12 protein-coding genes are annotated in these 20,492 nt (G+C 43.0%); 5 read left to right on the forward strand and 7 right to left on the reverse strand.

Annotated features, from left to right (window positions below):
- Window positions 1–6: 6 nt before the first annotated feature.
- From ASJ33_RS07855 to ASJ33_RS07885, 7 genes are all read right to left on the reverse strand, one after another.
- A complete protein-coding gene (locus ASJ33_RS07855) occupies window positions 7–2,883 on the reverse strand; it encodes a DUF1156 domain-containing protein (protein ID WP_046961400.1) in 2,877 nt (958 codons plus the stop codon).
- Complete coding sequence (locus ASJ33_RS07860) at window positions 2,880–7,064, reverse strand: sacsin N-terminal ATP-binding-like domain-containing protein (RefSeq protein WP_046961401.1); 4,185 nt, start codon at window positions 7,062–7,064, stop codon at window positions 2,880–2,882. The genes ASJ33_RS07855 and ASJ33_RS07860 overlap by 4 nt, the downstream gene beginning before the upstream one ends.
- Window positions 7,065–10,649, reverse strand: a complete 3,585-nt coding sequence (locus ASJ33_RS07865; protein ID WP_046961402.1) for a helicase-related protein — start codon at window positions 10,647–10,649, stop codon at window positions 7,065–7,067.
- Window positions 10,650–10,734: 85 nt separating this feature from the next.
- Window positions 10,735–10,953, reverse strand: coding sequence for a MarR family transcriptional regulator (locus ASJ33_RS07870; protein WP_046961403.1), 219 nt, complete (start codon window positions 10,951–10,953; stop codon window positions 10,735–10,737).
- A 781-nt stretch (window positions 10,954–11,734) separates the two neighbouring features.
- Window positions 11,735–13,486, reverse strand: a complete 1,752-nt coding sequence (locus tag ASJ33_RS07875) for a DEAD/DEAH box helicase (RefSeq protein WP_046961404.1) — start codon at window positions 13,484–13,486, stop codon at window positions 11,735–11,737.
- Between the two features lie 332 nt (window positions 13,487–13,818).
- Entirely contained in the window at window positions 13,819–14,796 is a 978-nt protein-coding gene (locus ASJ33_RS07880) for a helix-turn-helix transcriptional regulator (protein WP_081372243.1), read from the reverse strand.
- A 97-nt stretch (window positions 14,797–14,893) separates the two neighbouring features.
- Entirely contained in the window at window positions 14,894–15,364 is a 471-nt protein-coding gene (locus ASJ33_RS07885; protein WP_046961406.1) for a hypothetical protein, read from the reverse strand.
- 145 nt (window positions 15,365–15,509) lie between these two features.
- Between ASJ33_RS07885 and ASJ33_RS07890 the strand changes: the two genes are divergently transcribed.
- The 5 genes from ASJ33_RS07890 to ASJ33_RS08590 all read left to right on the forward strand — a co-directional run bounded on the left by ASJ33_RS07890 (window position 15,510) and on the right by ASJ33_RS08590 (window position 20,425).
- Complete coding sequence (locus tag ASJ33_RS07890) at window positions 15,510–16,820, forward strand: AAA family ATPase (protein ID WP_231854693.1); 1,311 nt, start codon at window positions 15,510–15,512, stop codon at window positions 16,818–16,820.
- A 10-nt stretch (window positions 16,821–16,830) separates the two neighbouring features.
- Complete coding sequence (locus tag ASJ33_RS07895; RefSeq protein ID WP_046961407.1) at window positions 16,831–17,301, forward strand: zinc ribbon domain-containing protein; 471 nt, start codon at window positions 16,831–16,833, stop codon at window positions 17,299–17,301.
- Between the two features lie 146 nt (window positions 17,302–17,447).
- Window positions 17,448–18,920: a DUF2779 domain-containing protein gene (locus ASJ33_RS07900; RefSeq protein WP_231854694.1), complete on the forward strand. Its 1,473-nt coding sequence runs from the start codon at window positions 17,448–17,450 to the stop codon at window positions 18,918–18,920.
- A gap of 49 nt (window positions 18,921–18,969) precedes the next feature.
- Complete coding sequence (locus ASJ33_RS07905) at window positions 18,970–19,581, forward strand: hypothetical protein (RefSeq protein ID WP_046961408.1); 612 nt, start codon at window positions 18,970–18,972, stop codon at window positions 19,579–19,581.
- A gap of 70 nt (window positions 19,582–19,651) precedes the next feature.
- The gene (locus tag ASJ33_RS08590) at window positions 19,652–20,425 is read left to right on the forward strand and encodes a uracil-DNA glycosylase family protein (RefSeq protein ID WP_081372244.1); all 774 of its coding nucleotides are present in this window, start codon (window positions 19,652–19,654) and stop codon (window positions 20,423–20,425) included.
- Window positions 20,426–20,492: the final 67 nt, after the last annotated feature.

The raw sequence follows: 20,492 nt of genomic DNA on the forward strand, positions 1-20,492 counted from the left end.
CTCCTATTAAATCATCTGCCCTTGTCGTGGCTTTAGTTTGTCTTGTTCTTGAGCAAGACGAAGTATTTCAGGCCAGCTCTTTACGAGACTATTATAAAGCCCAGCTTCCGCTGAACGTTTTTTACGGACGCTGACAGTATATAGGCGGTACGCCAACTCGCGGGCAATTTCGGCTTTACTGCCCAGTTTGGTGACCAATTCTGCCGCCGGACCTTCACCGCCAGCTTCCAAGGCACGGATCAACTGATGTGTCATTTCCCAAACAGTCAATCTCTTGTCTTGTTCTGGTTCCCAGTCGGCCGGTAGCTCCGATGGTTTGAAAAGTCGGACTCTGCCACTACCGGAAGTGAGAATGCCAGCGCTTACCAATCCGCCTACACTAGTGTTTTTAGATTTGGATAACTGCTCCGCGATGCCGTAATCACCTTCGATGAAACCGAATTGGTCAAACCATACCAAAGCCCAACGAGTATCCGAATCAAAATCGCCTTCCTGTTCGGTAAGAACCTCGTAGAGAGTTTGGTTAATAAGGCGCAATGCATCTCGTACAGAGAGGGCATTCCCTTCAGCATCAATCACCTTTTCATAACTCGTATAAATTGCCATGCCAGGACCGATTGCAGCCTGTTCCAAATCCACCGGGGCAATATTCCCGCGTTGCAGATTGATCAAAGCAGGTGGTAATTCTGACTTTAGCCTCGCGACAAATTCCCGGCGGGTAGTTATTTTCGCTTCTGACGACCGAGGCCGGCAGACCATTACTATGCTCGATGCAAGTGCGTTTGTATCAATACTAATTGTTCTCCCTTGTTTTTCTGTTCGCATAGGCCAGGTTCCGGTAAGAACAAAACCTGCGTCAATTACTGCATTCAAAAATGTTTCCCATCCAGTACTTGATATCCCCTCTAAGTTCTCATCTTCGAATTGTTTGAAAGCATAATATATGGTAACAGGAAAGGACTGATGTGCCTGTTCTGCTAAACGCCGCATTGCTCTGGTCATGCCTCCAAGGAAGAATTCTTCAGCTTCTTGCTTGCTTCCATGACGAAAAGGCGAAGCTATTAACTCTTCAGCTTTAGGGGTGGTTAATGTTGAAAATAAGGTGGGAAAAACCGATTTAATCGATCGCCTAAGCCAAATGTAGAAGAAATCTGATAGATCAGCATAGCCTATGTTGTCATAGTACGGGGGATCAGTAGAAACTATCTTCGCCCTCGTTATCGTTTGACTATTCGCATCTGCTTGTGTTGCAAAACCTATCACCTTACTGCCAAGACTTTCAAAACTCTTCACTTGCCTTTCAAAAAGGTTGTTGAAGCTACCTGACGAATCACAAAAGGGGTTGCTTTCTGCAAAATCCCAGACCATAGGAATTGCTTGCCGCGCAAATACACTTCGCATCTGCTCGTTCGGAGAGTTCCATCCACAGAAAGAAGATGAATGGTTTGCCACTTGATTTACCAAGAACGCCAAGTACACTGCTACTGCATCCGCGTAAGCGTCAGCGCCGTTACCCCCAGTATCAATTCTCTTGCCGCCAATGGTTAACCCAGATGCAATAGCGTCTTTTACTATGTTGTTTCGCGCCTCTTCCACTAAACTAGAAAAAGTGGTCAAGGCGGTGAGTTGACGAAGTGTAAAAAGATCTCGCCAATGAGTCATTCCATATGCTTGGATACGGAACCCTAGTGCCTTCCTGGGTAATTCCGCTTCAGGCACTTCATTAGGATCTGCCTCCTTTGCAATAGACTCCATCTCGTCTGTAGGTGGCAAATAGATCCGTCCATGTTCTCCTTCCGCTACGATAGCCATGAGACGTGAACCCATTCTTCCTGCTTTTGCCTCATCTCGTAAGTATTCAAATGACATTGGAGCTTGAGACATCAGGCAAAAAAAACTGCTCCCGCTACTTCCGGTTTTAGTTCCTCGCAGTGTGCTAGTGTCCCTCGGCTTGCCAACTTTCACCGTGAAGCGATAATTGTTTCCTTCAATCATTGGCTGTACATAGGCTTCCTTGCCCGGTTTAGTCGAAACCATGAAGTTAGTCGCGAGCGGCACGTCTACATTCCTAAAAGCCGGATTTGGACTTTTCGCAGTGCGTGCCCACAGCCAGGCAATCACGGTCAGCTTTTGTCCAACTAATGGCCTCAAATCAGGCCTCTCTTTAGCCATTGCAGCAGTGACTTCGACTTTAGGGTATAAGCGGCCAATGCGCTTTTCGGCTTCATCACGCATCCACTTACCATAATAGCGCACATCTTCGGCTAATCCAGAGGCTCCATTCCAGGACCCGGAGTGCCCCATATTTCTTCTAGCTTCTGGATTCACCGGTGGTTTACCGGCAAATCTGGAAGGTATCTCAATCATCGCTTTATTTATAAGTACTGCCACAGGATTGAGGTCGCTAGCGTAGGCTTCTAATCCTAATCGTTGCGCTTCCAATGGTAAGGCACCACCTCCAGCAAAAGGATCATGAAACGCGGGTAATATGTGCCGGTTAAATAGCTCTTTTGCTTCCGGATGGTCAGCATTCTCAGCGCAGGTAGAACGCCAACTTTGCCATATTTCACTTCGCGCTGCTTCAAGAACAGTCTCGTTATTTGTATTCTCCCACTGGACCAAGTTCTCAATAATCTTAAAAAGGCGCTGTCGTTCTTTTTCCTGCTTTTCTGGGGTGGGGAAGATATCGGGGTGTGCTGAAGGATCATCCACCATCTGTGCAAAGATAACAGCACGGGCAGCCGCTAGAGGGCGTCGCGCCCACCAAAGATGTAATGTGGAAGGATGCCCGTGGCGAATAGACTTTTCTCTGGCTGAAGCTTCGTTTATTGCCTCCAACGGCAGGGCAACTTCAATCAATTTCTTGTTAGTTTTTACGCTCATCTTTTATACACCAACCTGTAAGAAGCTGAAGTTAATTCCAGTTCTTTGTTTTCACGCATGCTCATTAATCGGTACCCCGAGATTTCCTCAGGTTCATCTTGCGTATCTACTATGACTATAGAATAGAGCCTCGGAAACTTTTCACACAAACCCCAAATATCTGTGTCAATTTGCATGGGTTCGAGTTCTAAACAATGTTCTTTAACCCAGTAATACTGTGTAATTTCACCGGATTTATCGTGCATTTCCCAATGGAAGCCATTGCCATGCGATCGCTCAAGCCAACTTCCGTCAGAATGGTAATATCTATCATTTCCGTCTGTGGAAAAACCATTAATGAATGCAAATCGGTCTATCAAAGATGGTCGAATGGGCTTAATAGGCTTTGGCGGTTTAGGTTTCTCTTCGCCAGTATCCTTCAGTTCTTCGTTGGCAGGCTCAGGCTCGTGGATTTGTTCAGGAGGCTCTAAAGTAGGACCTACAACGATATCGACATTCTCATTTTTTTCGTTTTCGTCTTCTGCTGTGGATGTCTGGCCCTGTTGCACTACTTTAGGCTGAATCGATTCTATTGGCTCAGTTTCAATTTCACTCAGGGGAGCTAACTTAAAATTCTCCTCAATATATTCAATTACGAACTCAGGGGGGCGATCATAACATAGCATAATTGCGTCGTTGATTTCTTTATTCTGGAACAGTCCTCCGATTTCTTGTGGGACAGCCTTTGCAATCTTTGCCGGTGATTGTCTAGCTACATAAAGATTTGAATCTTTCCATAGAGCTGGAATGCTGCGAGCTGTGCCGGCAGGGGTTCCCGCGATATATGGAATGGTTTCGAGTGCATCGGTAATCTGCCATAACGTCTTTGAAAGCCGTCTGCCAAGCTGACGAATCCGGTTAGTTTCCTCCTCATTCGCAATAATGATACGGCTTAACCCTTTACCAAGTGCTTCTATCCATAATTTTGACTTTGGTGCATCAGAACGAAATATTGTCTCTTGAAAATGTTCTTCAATATTGTTTATCAATCTTGCGATATTAGAAAAGGGAGGTTGCTGACATTGACTTTCACTTAGAGACTGTAAATTCGCGGTCTTGTGTTTAATTACAGAGAACAAATGAGAATAAGGAACCAACGATTGCATCGTTATTACATATTCGAAATCTTCTATCGGTGTCCACTTCCCCTCAAGGTCTATCCAATGTCTGCATTCATTCCAAATACGATCAGGATAACGTGGAAGTAACGCTCTAACTCTCCTGAGATCTTCTGGAGTAAGCGATTGATTTGAAGTCAGACTTAAAAGCCAAGTGATGGCCAGGTCCGCTGTAGGCTTGGTAGCGATACCCAGTTTCTGCCATATCGCTAAATGACGAACCAAAGAATGGACGAGAGGTGCTCCTGGTACTGTTTCTTCATCTGGAGCTAAATAAACGTCTTCCAGACTTGCCCAACCAATCACACCATTCGTTTCGGTCAATACAATTTTCTCTTGTTCAAAAGTATCTTTAATATCCTGCAATTCTTCGGTGTCACATTTATTAGTTATCTGATCCAGACTTTGATACCATTTCAAGACTTCATGAAGTGGAGGCGAAGAAGCTTTCGACAATGCTCGTAAACGCTCCAACAATTTGTCGGGTCCAGTCGGTGTATCCCTTACTCCCAGCATTTGAAGTAATGGACGGTTTGTCTCCGTATCAATTTCAGCGGCAACGAATGACTCTACACCTAATAAAGCTTCTGTTTCTGGTGTTCGTCGCAGTAATTCGGCGGGTTGACGAGGTTCTCCGTGAGTATCCTCTAAGCATGCTAATTCACGAAACTTCATGATCCATTTAGGTACTATTACATCCGACGTAACTGCTGATGTGCTCCCGGTTGTAGCTACATGAAGTGCCCTGGCCGATAATGCTTTGGACCAATATGTGGAAGGTTGTTCGATTATATGATTCAGCAACTGCGACCAAAACTTCTTATCTTCTTTAGCCAATCCCTTCCAGTGTTCCCAAAAGGATTGTTCAAAATCCCAATCTAGAAAAGAAAAATGCTCTGTCTTATACCTGTAATCCAGTCTCCCATTGAATGTACGTTCACTAAGACGATTGTTCAGACTATATTTACTATAAATATTGCTTTTGGTGTTATCCAAGGGTACAAATGTTAATAAACGGCTACGGTCAGATTTTATCCACGCTGCCCAATCTTCGGTAGAGCAGCTTCCAGAAGACTTAGAATAATCCTCGTGAAGGACGTGCTCTTGGTACCATTTTTCTACAACAAACATATCTAAATCAGATGTGATATTAGCTAAAATGCCTTTCGCCGGACGCCGATAATTATCCTGAGTCACAAATTGGAATGTCTCGGAAATCTGAGCCCCTAGCTTGGCAGCAATATGAGCTAGCCTAACGCAATCAGAACGATTACAACTCTGTTGAGTAAAAAACTTTGTGCTGACCTGTTCCATCACGCTCCCCACATCAGAAGCTTGAACCAGATTCAATGCATTTAATACTTTGTACGCTGATTCTACTTGTTCAGCAAGCACTTTATCCTGCCTGTTTACAGAATTAAGGCGCTGCTCGGCCAAAAACCTGGGCCAGTTTTGATTTAATACAAGTAAATAAGCTGACAGGAATTCCCAATCTTCCTGGGATTCAAGTAACTGCTTTTCTCCCAGTCTAACTAGCTCCTGAGTAGAATAGAGGATGTCTTTACTTTGTACCGGGACTATTCGAACGCCGCGGTGGTCATTATAGTAGTACGACACAACCTGATCCGAGATGTAAGCCCATAAAATCATTAACTGACGCCAAGTACCCGGGTTAGGCACGTGTTTTGATTCCAGTACTTGCACTACTTGAGACTTGTCTATCACATCAACATATTGCCAATTGATTAGTTTTTGACAACATTTACTGCCTATACTCCTTGACAATATTGAGCGTTGCTGTTGATCAAATAGTACTGAGATTTGTTCAGGTTCCCAAATATCCAGAAGTACTTGTGGAACCGCAACGCATTCACCTTTTAAAACGATGGTCTCTTTTTCAGATATTAGGCACTTGTTTCCTTCAATATAACTCTCAAACGCGAGTTCAACCGCCGTAGCACAGGTACCTTCAAGGGTGTTTTCGTCTCTATCTACATCCGGCCACAATTCATAAGCTGCACATCGTTCGGTGACAGCCATGTCTTCCCTATTAAGCCAACCTAACATAGCTTCCGCCGCAAGTTTACCTATACGTGCCAGTAACCATCTGTTTGTAGGAGAACTGACCGGATCCTTAATCTTAAGTCTCGCTGGATCAGGCACAAAAGGAGCATTACAAGCAAACGGGAGTGTTGTCTTTACACCTGTAAAGAGTACGACAAATAGACGCCCTTCTCGGCCAAGAACGATATCTACTCGGCATGGGGGGAAAGTAGTCTCTTTATCAAGAACCATCCGTTCCTCTTTGATTTCTTGCAAAGAGTCCAGGGGAAACTCTTCCTCACCAGAAAAGATATAAAGATATTTGTTATCAGGAGCGCTAGACAGCGACATCCATTGGGAGTTTGTTACCGGTCCGTCTCCGTGAGATTGCCAGTGAATTTCCTTATTGTTTATTTTTAATCTTCTAATCGTTCTAAAAAACAACAGCGATGTGGGATTTCCTATCCACTCCTTAAAATTCTTTTCCAGATCTTCTCTGATGCGTTCATCTTTAATGGAAATGCGAATTTCAGTTTTGTTCTGATTTGAGGTTAAATCAGTGATCCAGATAGGCTCAGTAAAACGTCTTTTTCGAAAAGCGATGGCTAGACTGGGTGTGTATAGTCTTACCTCATCCCCAATACTAAAGGTGCTTTTAAATCCAATTCCTCTAAAACCGATTGTGTGGAGTGCTCGCTTGTTTGAGAATCCAAATCGGCATAGTGAGTAAAACTGCTCTTCCGTGAAATCCTCTCCATTATGCGAAAAGACGAACTCGCTATTAGCGATTTCCACTGAAGCTTCTGTCGCTCCAGCATCATCAGCATTTTGAAGTAGTTCAGAAACAACATGGCGGGGGCTCTGGGCTATTTGCTTGAATAGTTGATGCCAGGGCCCCGCGATATCAGGTTGTTTTTCAAGCAGATCCCAATTCTCAGAGGCTCTGGTTTTAATTGAGTGAAAATATCCCGGGGGATTCATCTAACTCGGTTCCTCTGCTCTATTCAATAGTTCTGCAAAATCATAGTTGACGCTGGTAACACCAAAATCGGGTTCTCTACGGAACGGTTGCCTCAGGTAGTGAATTCGATGACTAGTTTCGTTTATAAATTCAACAATAGCTAAAATGAAATCGTCCGGCTTATTCAACGAATACAATATCTCATTACGAGTGACGGTCAGTGTAATTGCGTCAGTAGTCCTGCCTTTAACTTCGAGGAAACGTAGTTTCCCAGTTCCTGGAACTCGACTTTCAATATCATAACCAACCTTTTCGGCTTCACGATCGATCGGATCAAATCCTAGTTGGCGCTCAATATTCATTACTAATTCGCGTGCTTTTACCGCAACCGCTAGCTTATCAACATCGGTTTCTAGGGTTTTCAAAGGCTGCCCTATTATCTTCGCTATCAATCCAATTGGAACTATAAGAAGACCACCAAGAATAACAGGCGGTAAAGCGGAAATTTGCTTTTCAAGAGTTAATTCAGCAAGTCGATTTTGTAACCGCTCTTGTAAGGCGTCTGCCCGCTTTCGGGCTTCTCCGGAATTTAGTTTGGCATTAACTTTACCGGCTTGTTCTTGAAATTTAAGAACTTCTGCACGATGGTCCCAATGATTGATTTCTTTTGAAAGGCGATCCTTTACTGCTCTTTCAGTTTTCGCTATTAAGTCTAACTTTCGGTCACGCACTTCTTTGAGATGATCTGGAACAACATGAGAAATCGCATACCCTTGTACCGTTTTCTCAAGTTCATGAGTGATCCAACCGCACTCAGGTAAACCTAATATGGTTTCACATTTTGGCTCGTTGTCTTTTAAGGGTCGATAGTCTAGATACGGAGCATATTGTGGGTGATACGCATTCCCATTTGAGCCTAATTCCACATAAAGCATCTGCTTGGAAATTACGCATCTATCTCCTGTTCGTGTTGTCGTACCGTCTTGAATCGCATGTTCTAGATAAAAAAGCACCCTTGGATCGGTCCCCAAATCATTATCATCTACCAAAACTGTGCCTCGGCGTAGCAAATCACGATTCCGTTCCAAAATAATGTCTGCAACGACATCAAGCAAGGGATGTCCAGGACATACAAACGTAGCTAATGGCTCGCCAGGTGGTGATATTAGTGTTTTTTCGAAAACAACCCTTTCATAACGTTGTACTATTGGATTACCTAATCCTATGATGCGATCTCGACTACGGATAATTGATGGCACGTTAGTAATTTCATAACGGCGAGGCTCACGCTGTTTGATTACGCCACCTAATTGCTCGAAAGCTTTAAGGAAAAAAGATTCAATATAGTGCGGTTGCAACCTTCGTGCTTCTGCCCTCTCCATATTCTCTCGAATTCGGTTTACGCGGCTGGAATCGATTGCATCATGAACTAGAGCTCTTTCCTCTAATAAAAGCTGAAGTTGCTTAGTATCAAAAGCATTAGCTATCACCTTTGTTAAGCGACCTTTAATCTCGGGTTGCTCTCCATATCTAATCGCCTCAATAAGTAAATCACGAAGAGGTTTGCCTTCGAATTGGACTTTTCCAAGCACGTCAAATACTCTACCGCCGAGTGCATTTCTAGCTTCTTCAAGTTTTCTTAATAGAGTTTGATATACTTCGCCCTCACGGGTCTCATTAGCAACCAAATTCCATAAATGACAAACTTCAGTTTGACCAATACGGTGAATACGCCCAAAACGCTGTTCAATACGATTAGGATTCCATGGCAGGTCGTAATTTACCATTAGATGGGCACGCTGTAAGTTAATGCCTTCCCCTGCTGCATCAGTTGCAAGTAATACTTGAACTTCGGGATCGTTGGTAAAAGACTCCTGGGATTTTTTCCTTTCCTCTCGTCCCATACTACCGTGAATACATACTATTGCCTCTGAGCGCCCTAATAAGGTACCTATCCGGTCTTGGAGGTATCGCAAAGTATCGCGATGTTCAGTAAAAATAATTAGCTTCTGCCGCGGCGAAGGAATTGGTTTTTCAATTTTTTCGTTGTTATAAGGAGCTCTTTCCTCAGCGACACCCTGTGAGATTGCTGCTGATGTAAATATTTCCTCAACTAATAGTTTGGCTAATTCCCGCCATTTTTTATCTTCGCCACTCCGGCGAACTGTATTCCCTAACGATTCTAAATGCTTAAGTGTGTCAATTTCAGCCTTAAGTTCAGCAATAGTTCCTGCGGCTGTTGCTTCATCTAAAACGGCTTCTTCAACCTCAGCGACTTCATTTTCGGGTACTTCATCAAGATCATCGATATCTTCTTCGCTATACTTATCCGCTCCAGATTCCAAAGCGTGAACAATGTCACTTCCCCGTTTTAACAATTCAATTTCACGTAATTTATTTTCAAGGCGTTCACGTCGCCGACGCAAAGACTGGTAGATCGCTTCTGGAGACGATGCTAGCCTCCGTTGGAGAATTGTAAGAGCAAACCCAACCGTACCGGCTCTTTTATCATTTTGAAGTTTTTCTGCCCTATTGAATTGTTCTCGGACATATTCAGTAACTTCTTTATAAAGTTGAGCTTCTCCATCAGATAGTCTATATGGTACGGTATATGCAATTCGTTCATGGAACAGCGGTGTCCCATCAAACTTTACTAGGCTCTCCTTAATCATGCGTCTCATTAGATCAGATGTATCAATTTGGTGAACACCGTCACGGAAGCGCCCTTCGAACCTATCTCCATCAAGTAATGCTAAAAACAGTTGAAAATCTTCCTCTTTACCGTTATGGGGTGTTGCTGTCATCAATAGTAAATGGCGTGTTAGTGTAGAGAGCAATTCTCCTAATCTGTAACGCTTTGTATATTTAACCTCTCCTCCAAAAAAGGTAGCAGACATCTTATGTGCTTCATCACAAACTACTAAGTCCCAACGACAATCTGGCATGCGTAGTTTTGCTTGGACATCTTCATTTCGAGACATTTTGTCGAGGCGAACGATAATAAGATTATGCTCACAAAACCAATTTCCAGTACGAGCTGATTCAAAATTATCGTTGGTCATAATTTCGAACGGCAGGGAGAATCTCTGGTATAATTCATCCTGCCATTGTTCCACCAGGCTACCCGGTGCAACAATCATACATCGCTGCAAATCTCCCCGGGCGATTAGTTCTTTTATTAGAAGTCCTGCCATAATGGTCTTACCAGAACCAGGATCATCTGCTAATAAAAAACGGAGGGGCTGTCGCTGAAGCATAGTTTCGTAGACACCAGTAATCTGATGTGGTAGAGGTTCTACTAGTGAAGTGTGAACAGCTAAAACTGGATCGAATAAATGAGCTAGCCGAATCCGATTGGCTTCAGAAACCAAGCGGAATAAGTTTCCATCACCGTCAAAGCTCCAAGGCCGACCTCGCTCAACGATGTTTAAACGTGACTCATCACTTCGATACAGAATCTCGCTGGCTACTTGTCCTTTAGGTGATTTGTATGTTATTTCAATTGCATCCGTGCCAAACCATTGGATATTAACAACTGTTACGAGTGAATCTGTCAAAATACCCGCGACTGATGCATTTGATTTTATTTCTTCAAGTTTACTCATAGCATTACTCCACGACCCTCTTTGTTGTCAAAGATATTGGTTCTGTATGCAACAGACAATCGACCTATTTAGCACTATTAGATTCTTACTTGGAAACACTTGCAGCGTAATAAATGCGAGCAGGTCCGACTTGACGGAAGGTAACCTCTTTCCTTTCCTCAAGCACTTTCAGAACTCCGGCCATAAATTGCCTATTTGCCTGTAGCTTCTCTGCCAATTCTTTAACACTTAACCCAAGTTCCTTAGACAATATCTTAATAACCTTATGCGTTAATTCTGGCTTATCAGTCCCGTTCGTAATCATTAGTTAATATCCTTGCCCTAACGTTAGTGATTGCATTATATTACTTGCCAGGGTCAAGATAAAGCTCACTAGGCGGCACAAAATGTCTGACGAAGCAGCTTGGATTGCAGAACAAATCAACGACTCACCCCATACTTGAATCTGTTTCGGTATGCATGATTGATTTGCTTAAAAGTCAATTGTCTGAAAGACAATTGACAACAACAGAGATTTCGGCAGCCGCTGGTTTGTTACGTACAAATATGGAATCAGTCGAGGAAGTGAGAGGAGAAGAGAAACCATGAAAATTACGGCGGTTGCTTTATCATAGTTTCGAGGTGCGGCTGATACTGCGTGTCTCTTATCGGAATGCAAATCTATGGTTGTCTGCGCCTAACCGCGTAAAATCGCCGTGGGGATCTTCTGTACAGAAATATTACTATGATAAGATACTCTATTAATCATTTTTAACTATTTATTACATCCCCCTCAAAGTAAGATTTAAAATAATTTTTCTTATCCTCATTCATTTAATTTAAAAATATCCTTAGCATATGATTCACTCTTTCTCATTTTCCAATCTGACATGAAACTGGGCTTACTTCGGGGGTCACGGCACTTTCCCGTTCGGTCCCTAATACCGTTTCTCCCCAATTCCACCAATTGGACCAATGCCTAAACCTAATCTTATTCGCAAAGATCAAAGGACCCCCAATATCCTTTCAATGGCCTCCCATTGTATACTAGCAAAGTATGTGTACATTTCCTTATTACCGTAATAAATTCATCTAAAACATTATCTTTATGAATAAACATATTCTTCAATAGTCCATTTAGTAGTAGAGTTATCTGGGCCGATTATTAATTTCTCACCTGTTAGATCCTCATCTACTTGTGCTAGAAAACTTACTAGATAGGCACAATCCTTATTTGGAGTTCGCCTAAGAGCCCTACCACATCTTTGTATCTGTTGTCTTTGACTTGTAGACCCACTCATAATCACTATTCCTGTTAAATCAGGAATATCTAAACCCTCATCAAGAGTCTGAACAGCACATAAACAATTGAATATACTCTTCTCAAATTCAACAAGTACATTTTGACGTTCTTCAGTCATCATCCCTGAATGATGTAATCTTATTTTTTCCTTACCGAGAGCACCTACGAGTAGGTTTTTAGTATTCATACATTCTTCGATTTCTTGATGGAAGAAAATCCATCTTCCATTGGTAAACTGTCTAATCCAGTATTCCTCCGAGAGGAATGATTTTAATAGCTCCCATTTATCTTGAGCCTTATTGAATAACCTTCGTCTCTTGATATAGATATTTTTTAATATATGGATTTTCTTAATTAAATCCCACACTTGTTTACATATAACAGTATTACGACGCTGTAATTCCACTAGCTCGCGTTCTAACTCCACAAGGTAGGCTATACTTCCACTATTGATTTTATTTTGATCTACCTTTATCACTCTACTATTATTTATTCTTTTCTTAATTTCTTTTATCTGCTCGCAAAAGTTTTGATGGGATTTGTTTTCATTATAATTTAGCGATACCATATAGTTCTTTTGGATCACACTAGTTAAAACTCCATCTTCTACGGCTCTGGACAGAGAATAGGAATAGATTGGACCGTCAGACGTCACACAATCAAAATCCCGGTAGACTTCGTCCATTACTCCGTCACTTCGAAGGGGTGTTGCAGTCAAGCCAAGAGTATAAACACTTTCAGGAATATGACTTACAAATCTAGATAAGGTTTGTTTAGCTCCAAGATGGTGTGCCTCATCAACTACGATTAAGTTATCTCTGCATGATTCACTTAATTGTTTTAATAATTCACAGCCATAACCAAGATCCTCTCTAAGAATCATCGCTTGCTGAGTAGCAATAACAATCTTGGTATTTCTATTCACCATGTCCGCATTACCATTCCCTATGTAGCAGTAATTATCTTCACGAATCTTGGGAAAACACTCATGAAGCCTTTCTTGCCACTGATCGAAAAGAGGTTGCCTGGGTACAATGATACAGACTATTCCATCTGGAAAATCATTATAAAATTTTTTCATACAGGCAAACGCCAATCTAGTTTTGCCAGTACCGGTTGCTGCTTCGACAATCCCTCGCTTGCCTTCACTTGTATACCATTTTTCCAATGCTTCCTCTTGCCATGGGTACAAATCATTCTCAACTCCGAGTAATCTGTTGGGTTCTATTTTAGTTTTTAATGAAAGTCCTTGAATATGGTCGTAAACTTCACTTAAAGTCGATTTGTTTAGGCGATATTTTGAATTTAGTTGCTTATTAATCTCAATCACATGGTTGAGAATATAATTTAGCTTATATCCCGATATCTTGCTTACTCTCCATTTATGTGCATGATTTGAGGGTTGAATTCTATATTCATCATATGGCTCTATCGGCAAAGACCAATAGTCCTTTAAGTCACCAACATTTTTATAAATGAGGTTAATTTTATGCTGAGAAAGGATAAATGTATGTCCATCCATGTTAAATTCGATAAATCCATCTTCTAAACCCATTATGTATCTCCCAAATAAGTTACCTTTTACTTAAGATTGGTATTTCTGCTACTGGTATCGGCAGTAATCATTTATTAAGAAGTTTTCACCAAATTATTTACACTATTTATAAATCAGAGACAATACTGATTACAGACATCTCCTCTATTTCTCAGTATAAAAGCTAATTCATTATCAGCAAGCCAATTTGGATTTTTACTTAATATATTTAGCCCTGAAGTATGAAATGGGGTATTGCATATATCCCAGCCCAATCACTTACCCAACTTTACGATATATTCATAAAGTTTATAAATAGTCTTCTCCATTTTACTAATTTTATCTATACGTGCTTAGCTGTATATATCCAGCATTCCCTGTGCAGTCTCTTTCACCTTTTCTCTCAGCTTTTCGGGTGCCAGCACTTCTACCCGTCCCCCCCAACTGAGCACCCAGGAGACAAAATCCGGCGTATCAGCCAGGCAGAATCTAACCAACACAGACTGGTCCGGCAAGATTTCGCTGCGCTGGGAGGGATGAAAAGTAGTTTCCTGCATTATCCGGCCTACCTCCGGAACGAATTTCAGCTTTATATCTTTGACTTCGCCATCTACCAGTATTCCCCAGTAAGGGGAATGGTATTTATCTATATCAAAAGCCGCAGGTATTTCATACTCTTTATCCAGCATTTTCAATGACCGGATACGTTCAAGCTTGAAGGTGCGGATTTCGTTGCTTTTACTGCAGCGGCCAATTAAGTAAGCTGAATGCCCGGCTGCCGCCGGTTCAATAAAATAAGGGGAAACCTCGCGCTCAGAATAATCCTCCTTACCCAAAGCCCGGTAGATTATGCTGACTTTTCTTTGTTCAGCCCAAGCCCGGCAAAGCAGAGCCATAGTCTGCTGGTTGTCTTCATCAGTTATTCTGTCATGCATTTTATCTAAAGTTTGGCTTATCTGCCTTTGAAAGGGGACGGGCATAATGGAATTAAGTTTGGTAAAAGTGGACTCTATATCCGGATTGTATTTATTGCAGTAATTGTAAAGCAAACGAATAGCCAGAAAGACAGATAAACCCTCGGTAAGTGTAAAGTGGATTGGCGGCAGGAAATGCCCTTCCATAACCTTCCACAAGTTTTTATCAGTTGTCAGGGGGACTTTCAGGACAGTCTCAAGGTCTCTCAAATCCCGGTAAGCAGTTCGTTTGGATACCTGGCATAACCGGGCAATATCTGTTACCGAAATACCTTGAGGGTTCTGACAGAGCAGGTGTTCAACCCTTAAAAGCCGGGCCAGCCGGTTCTGTTTCCCGTCCTTGTTGACCAAACTCATGTCCGCCTCGCATTTTTGTTGATTATATAACGCTGGCACCAGTTTTGGTAGATACATTTATCCCCATTTATTAAAACCTATAGCATTAATTGGATATTTATCCTTCCTCTCCGGCAGCTATCTTCAGGCTAAAAGAATACCTCCGCATACACAACTCGGGGCAACCGGACGCGGCGCACCGGGCAGATTCACTGAAAGAACACGCCAGCAGGATTCCTTTTATCCCTCTGAGTTTTTCGAATGAACCCGAACCGCACCAGCTGGACAAGCCAGCTAGTGTTTGTTCAGGAGGAATATTTACCAGGGTTTTATCCAGCCAACCCATATAAGCCAGCAAACGCCCTATATCTTCGGCAGTGGCTTCGGACGGAACAACTTCCAGCACATAAAGTTCAGTTTCCGGTTCATTAAGGAGTAATAAGTGGGCTTGGCCGATTGCAAGGTTGGCAAACCGAGCATGAAATTTTAAGGGTTGGTCAAAAGCAATTGCCAGCAACTCAGGTTCATTTTCCAGAAGTTCAATTACCTGTCCTGCCGGAAAACTTGTGCCCTCATTATTTTCAGTCATTTTATCCTCCTGACGGGTGGCAAATACACATACTAAAACAAATCTGTGACAACTGTCTGTCGTAAAAAATAATGGGAAATTGTGACAGCAAACCTGTCAATGCCCAAAAGTATAATCATTTTTATTTGAATTAAGGTTAGAGAAAATGAGTGAATCCGGGGTTGAAGTGGAGATGCTGGAAGCTGCTATTGACGGTGAAGACTGGCAGCTAACGTCCAGACAGGTGCACCTGAAGCGCCAGAAAAAGAACCAGACCGAGATTGACCAGTTTATAGACTCGGAAGCCCGGACTTATACCAGTGTAACCGCACCGGATTATTACGGAGACCTGCTGGCCTGGGCGCTGGAAACCTATCTGAAACGAAATAACTGGGAGATCTTGTACCGGTTGGGCTACCGGAATGACCGGCCGGATTATACCGGTATTCAGGTTTCAGCTGAAGAAACACTGGACTTGATGACTAACGGTCAGCTGCTTATCCGCCAGGGAGAAGTACGAATAGCTGCTACCCTGGATGTTACCCGCCGCGGAGCAGCTTTGCAGCTGGAATCTAAGCAAGCTGACCAGTGTCAATTGGACACCTTTAAATCGGAAATTAAACGGCTTATTAGTCAGGAAAACTTTTATAAGGGGCAGAAGATTGAATATACCGGTTTTCTGCATTTTATTAAACCGGCAGCCCAAATCTGGGATAGTGTTATTATTAACCCGGAAGATAAAGAGGAGATTTATCTTAACTCAATTCATTTTCTGAATAATCAGACCAAGTTCGTCCGGTTGGGTATACCCGGTAAGCGGGGGATTTTGCTGGTTGGCGAACCCGGAACGGGCAAAACTATTATCTGCAAAGCCCTCATGTCCAAAGCCAAAGGAATTACCTGCCTGACGACTGATTGTTATTCCCTTAGCCAATCTTTCTATGTTGACGAGTTATATAAAATTGCCAGGGAGTTAAGTCCCTCTATCGTATTCATTGAAGACCTGGATTTAATAGGTAAAAGCCGGGACGAATTCGGAGGTGAAACAGCCACTCCCCTCAGCGCTTTACTGGCTGCCCTGGACGGCCTTGAAGCAAATTACGGGGTAGTTACCATTGCAACGACTAACTTACTTGAGCAGCTGGATGATGCCCTGATTCGCCGTCCTGCCCGTTTTGACAGGGTAATAAAACTCAGCCGGCCAGACTTACCCCAGCGGCAGGAAATAATCAACCGGATTTGCCGCAAAATACGTCTCTCAGATGAGGTGCGTAAATATCTGGCCGCCAAAACTGCATACTACACCCCAGCCCAATTACAGGAGGTTATCTACAGTCTGGTCATCATCACTCAGGCAAAAAAAGAGGGAAGAAATGACCTGGGTCAGCTTACTAAATCAGATATTGATAACACCCTCCGCCGGATATATGGTATAAAAGATACCCAGATAGGATTTAATCTAGCTAGAAAGATATAGGTGACTAAATATGAGCTGGTTTAAAAAGCATCTTCACTGGACACTGGTTATCGGCTTGCTGATTATACCGAATGTTTGGTATGCATCTTTATTTATAACCGATTTTTACGGCTTTACAGGTGACACAGTACCTGATAAATATGGCTTTGTTATAATCCAAATCATAACAGGACTTGTATGCATTATCTGGCCATTTATCCTGTCCGGCTGGGTACTGAAGCAAAAAGGGCGGCATCTGGCCTGGCTTTTGCTGCTGTTTATACCTTCTGGTTGGATAAGCCTGTTTATTCTTGATAACCACCGCACAAATCCTCCTTCCAGACTACCAGATACCAAACCGGAAAACCCAATACTTCAACCCGCAACTGACGCAGACAACACAGCGGAGGGTGTGGCCTATTGCTCCCGGTGCGGAAACAAACTCTCCCCCGGGGATTTATACTGCCGGACTTGCGGCAACCGAGTGGAACAAACTAGATAGCCGGGTATTATAAATTAGATGCTTCACAACCATGCTGAAAGGGTGAGGGTGTTTAAAAGAGGGTCTGGGATTCAAATAAGTAAACGCTGATTTACACTATCTGGTCAGGTTTATTATTTAAACCATAATACCCCAGGAGTAAGATATTGAGCTATAAGAAAGGTCTAAGTAAATCTAAATACCTAATGGGTCTTCAATGCCCCCGCCTGCTTTGGAAGGCAACTAATGATGCTGCCAATATGCCGTCTGTCAGCCCGTCTACCCAGTTTGTCTTTGAGCAGGGGCATCAGGTCGGCGAACTTGCCAAGCAGCTATACCCGGGTGGACTAAACCTTAAAACCGAAAACTTCAGCCAGAACCTGAAAGATACCAAAGAGGCTCTTGGCTGTGTCTTGCCTGTCTTTGAAGCTGGGTTTGCAACTGAACGTCTGTATTCCCGGGTAGATATACTCGCCCCGGCTGAAGGAGACGGCTGGGATATCATAGAGATAAAAAGTACTACCGACATAAAAGAGGAACATTTGTATGACGTAGCCTTTCAGCGTTATTGCTGCCGGCTTGGCGGGCTGAATATCCGTAACTGTTACCTTATGCATATTAATAAAAACTATATAAAAAACGGGGGAATATACCCGGCTGAGTTTTTTACTTTAAAGGATATAACGCAAGAAACAGAAGGATACTCCGGCAATCTGGAAGGGAACATTGAAGCCATGCTGGCTATAATTGATTCAGATACCTGCCCGGAAGCCCGCCCGGGTAAACAATGCACCTCTCCCCATGACTGTCCGCTTAAAGACCAATGCTGGGCAGATTTGCCGGAACACAATATATTCACCCTGTATTACGGCAATAAAATCCTGCCGGAACTTCAGGCTCAGGGTATTTGGGATATCCGCCAGATACCGCCTGAATTTAAACTTAACCCCAAACAGCTAATCCAGAAAAATTGCGCTGTTTCCGGCCAGGTTTATACCAACCCGGCTGAGATAGGCGCGTTTCTGAATAAACTGGAATATCCCCTTCACTACCTGGATTTTGAGACTTTTGCCACGGCCATACCTGTATATGACTATACCCGTCCCTACCAGAATATTCCGTTTCAGTTTTCACTCCACATCCAGCAAAGTCCCAATTCGGAAACCAAACACTATTCGTATCTGGCTGAAGACGGGTATGACCCCCGTCCGGCTTTTCTGTCTGCCCTTAAGTCAAGTATTGCCCCGCAGGGAAGCATACTGGTTTACTCCGAGATATTTGAAAAAGCCAGACTTAAGGAACTGGCAGCCGCTTTCCCTGAATATGCAGGGTGGGTAGAAGGGATACTTGGCAGGATTTTAGACCTGATAGTCCCTTTCAGGGATTTCAGTTATTACCACCCCGGGCAGCACGGAAGTGCATCTTTAAAACATGTTATGCCCGCGCTGGCCGGGCTAGGTTATGATGAACTGGAAATAGGCGAAGGCCAGACTGCCAGCCTCAGGTTCATGGAATCTGTTTTCGGCAACCTGCCACCAGACGAAATCAGAAAAATACGGGCTGATTTAGAAATATACTGCGGCCAGGATACCGGCGGCATGGTGGAGATAGTCAGGAAACTTCGGGAAATTGGCGGCTAGTTTTAGAGCAATATCATAAATTTGATTAGTACTAAAAAGGATAATATTTATGAAAGATATATGGTACGGGGATAAACGTGACCTGGTTAAGTGGGGAGTACTGCTCACACTCTCAAAGGAATTTTCAGCCAAGCGTATATTGCAGGTTGCTTATTATAAAAAAGAGGAATTTGAGCAGCTTGAAATAGACGGCTCTAAATATAGTATCCCGGAAGAGGTAAAAAACCACTTCAGAAATATGCTGAATATACGGAATATGCCCAATACAATCCCGATAGATGTTTTCACCGATGAATTTGATAATCGGGATTCCTATTATGAAAAAGTTATCTATAACATTACGAGTGGCATACATCCCTGTCTGGTTTTTCTGGACCCGGATACCGGAATAGTCCCGGCCAGTGGTCACTATAAGGATAAACATGTGCTGGAAGATGAACTGAAAACCATCTGGGATAAGCTAAAAAATGGCGACATTCTGGCCTGCTACCAGCACCGCACAAATAGAAATAGCAATAAAGACTGGGCCATGGAAAAGAAAGACCAGTTTGAGCGGGCATTAGGTTTAGCTGCTGGTAGTTCCAAATTGGCTCAGGGGTCGAAAACAGCTGGAGATATGGTTATTTTTTACTGCCAGAAAATATGCGACATTAGTGAATAATCGGGTTATTGCTTCCGAGGAAAATCTGTTATAAAGTAGCAAATATATTCATAAAAAGGAGAATAAGGCCATGGATAACCCTTTATTTCCCTTCGGACAACCAATAAAAACCCTTACGCAGGAAGACCGCACCCCCAAGAAAGTCTTTGTCCTGGGTGTATATGCCAGCGCTGTTCATGCCAAATGGCTGGATGCCAATGGCAAAGTACTAATAAACGCACTGGCAGTAGCCAGTGAACCGTATATTTTCTGGCGAGGGGAGAATGCCGAAACCATAATCAGTAAAATACCTGTACCCCAAGGCGCAGGCAGCTTAATTTCTGCCGGTGAGAGATTTAACGGGCCGTCAGGCAGAGCGCTGGATGAATATTTTATTGCACCTCTTAAACTAGAGCGAAAAGATGCCTGGCTATGTGACCTTGTTCCGCACAGCTGTAAGAATACTAAACAGGCTAAAGCTATCAAAAATGCTGAGAAAAATTATAGTTTAACCCCTTCAAATTTCCAGGAAAAACCTAAAGCACTGGCAGATAACCAGCGCAGGCAAAGTATTCTGGATGAAATAAAAGAATCAAAAGCAGAGGTTTTAATAACCCTGGGTGATGAACCGATAAAATGGTTCCTTTCACATTTTGACGCAGAGAAACGGGAAAAACTGGCGGATTTCGGGCAGGATAAGGAAACTTACGGGAAGTTACACCAGATATCCCACCCCGATATAAGTATCAAGGTCTTGCCGCTGGTGCACCCCAGGCAAGCCGCTAAGCTTGGCTTGTATTCCAGGGAGTGGAATGAACTGCATACAGACTGGGTAAATAATCATGCCCACGGCCTATTGGGTTAGGGAAGCAGAAAAGTGTTTTTTACTTGGTATCCAGTCCGTAAGTATCAGACCAATAAACCGGATGAAG

This window comes from Dehalococcoides mccartyi (genome assembly GCF_001889305.1).
GTDB classification, from domain to species: Bacteria; Chloroflexota; Dehalococcoidia; order Dehalococcoidales; family Dehalococcoidaceae; genus Dehalococcoides; species Dehalococcoides mccartyi_A.

What these genes read in the sequence shown, in the direction of transcription:
- ASJ33_RS07855 (WP_046961400.1), bottom strand. Translation starts at nt 2,883, where the DNA reads ATGAGCGTAAAAACTAACAAGAAATTGATTGAAGTTGCCCTGCCGTTG.
- ASJ33_RS07860 (WP_046961401.1), bottom strand. Translation starts at nt 7,064, where the DNA reads ATGAATCCCCCGGGATATTTTCACTCAATTAAAACCAGAGCCTCTGAG.
- ASJ33_RS07865 (WP_046961402.1), bottom strand. Translation starts at nt 10,649, where the DNA reads ATGAGTAAACTTGAAGAAATAAAATCAAATGCATCAGTCGCGGGTATT.
- ASJ33_RS07870 (WP_046961403.1), bottom strand. Translation starts at nt 10,953, where the DNA reads ATGATTACGAACGGGACTGATAAGCCAGAATTAACGCATAAGGTTATT.
- ASJ33_RS07875 (WP_046961404.1), bottom strand. Translation starts at nt 13,486, where the DNA reads ATGGGTTTAGAAGATGGATTTATCGAATTTAACATGGATGGACATACA.
- ASJ33_RS07880 (WP_081372243.1), bottom strand. Translation starts at nt 14,796, where the DNA reads ATGAGTTTGGTCAACAAGGACGGGAAACAGAACCGGCTGGCCCGGCTT.
- ASJ33_RS07885 (WP_046961406.1), bottom strand. Translation starts at nt 15,364, where the DNA reads ATGACTGAAAATAATGAGGGCACAAGTTTTCCGGCAGGACAGGTAATT.
- ASJ33_RS07890 (WP_231854693.1), top strand. Translation starts at nt 15,510, where the DNA reads ATGAGTGAATCCGGGGTTGAAGTGGAGATGCTGGAAGCTGCTATTGAC.
- ASJ33_RS07895 (WP_046961407.1), top strand. Translation starts at nt 16,831, where the DNA reads ATGAGCTGGTTTAAAAAGCATCTTCACTGGACACTGGTTATCGGCTTG.
- ASJ33_RS07905 (WP_046961408.1), top strand. Translation starts at nt 18,970, where the DNA reads ATGAAAGATATATGGTACGGGGATAAACGTGACCTGGTTAAGTGGGGA.
- ASJ33_RS08590 (WP_081372244.1), top strand. Translation starts at nt 19,652, where the DNA reads ATGGATAACCCTTTATTTCCCTTCGGACAACCAATAAAAACCCTTACG.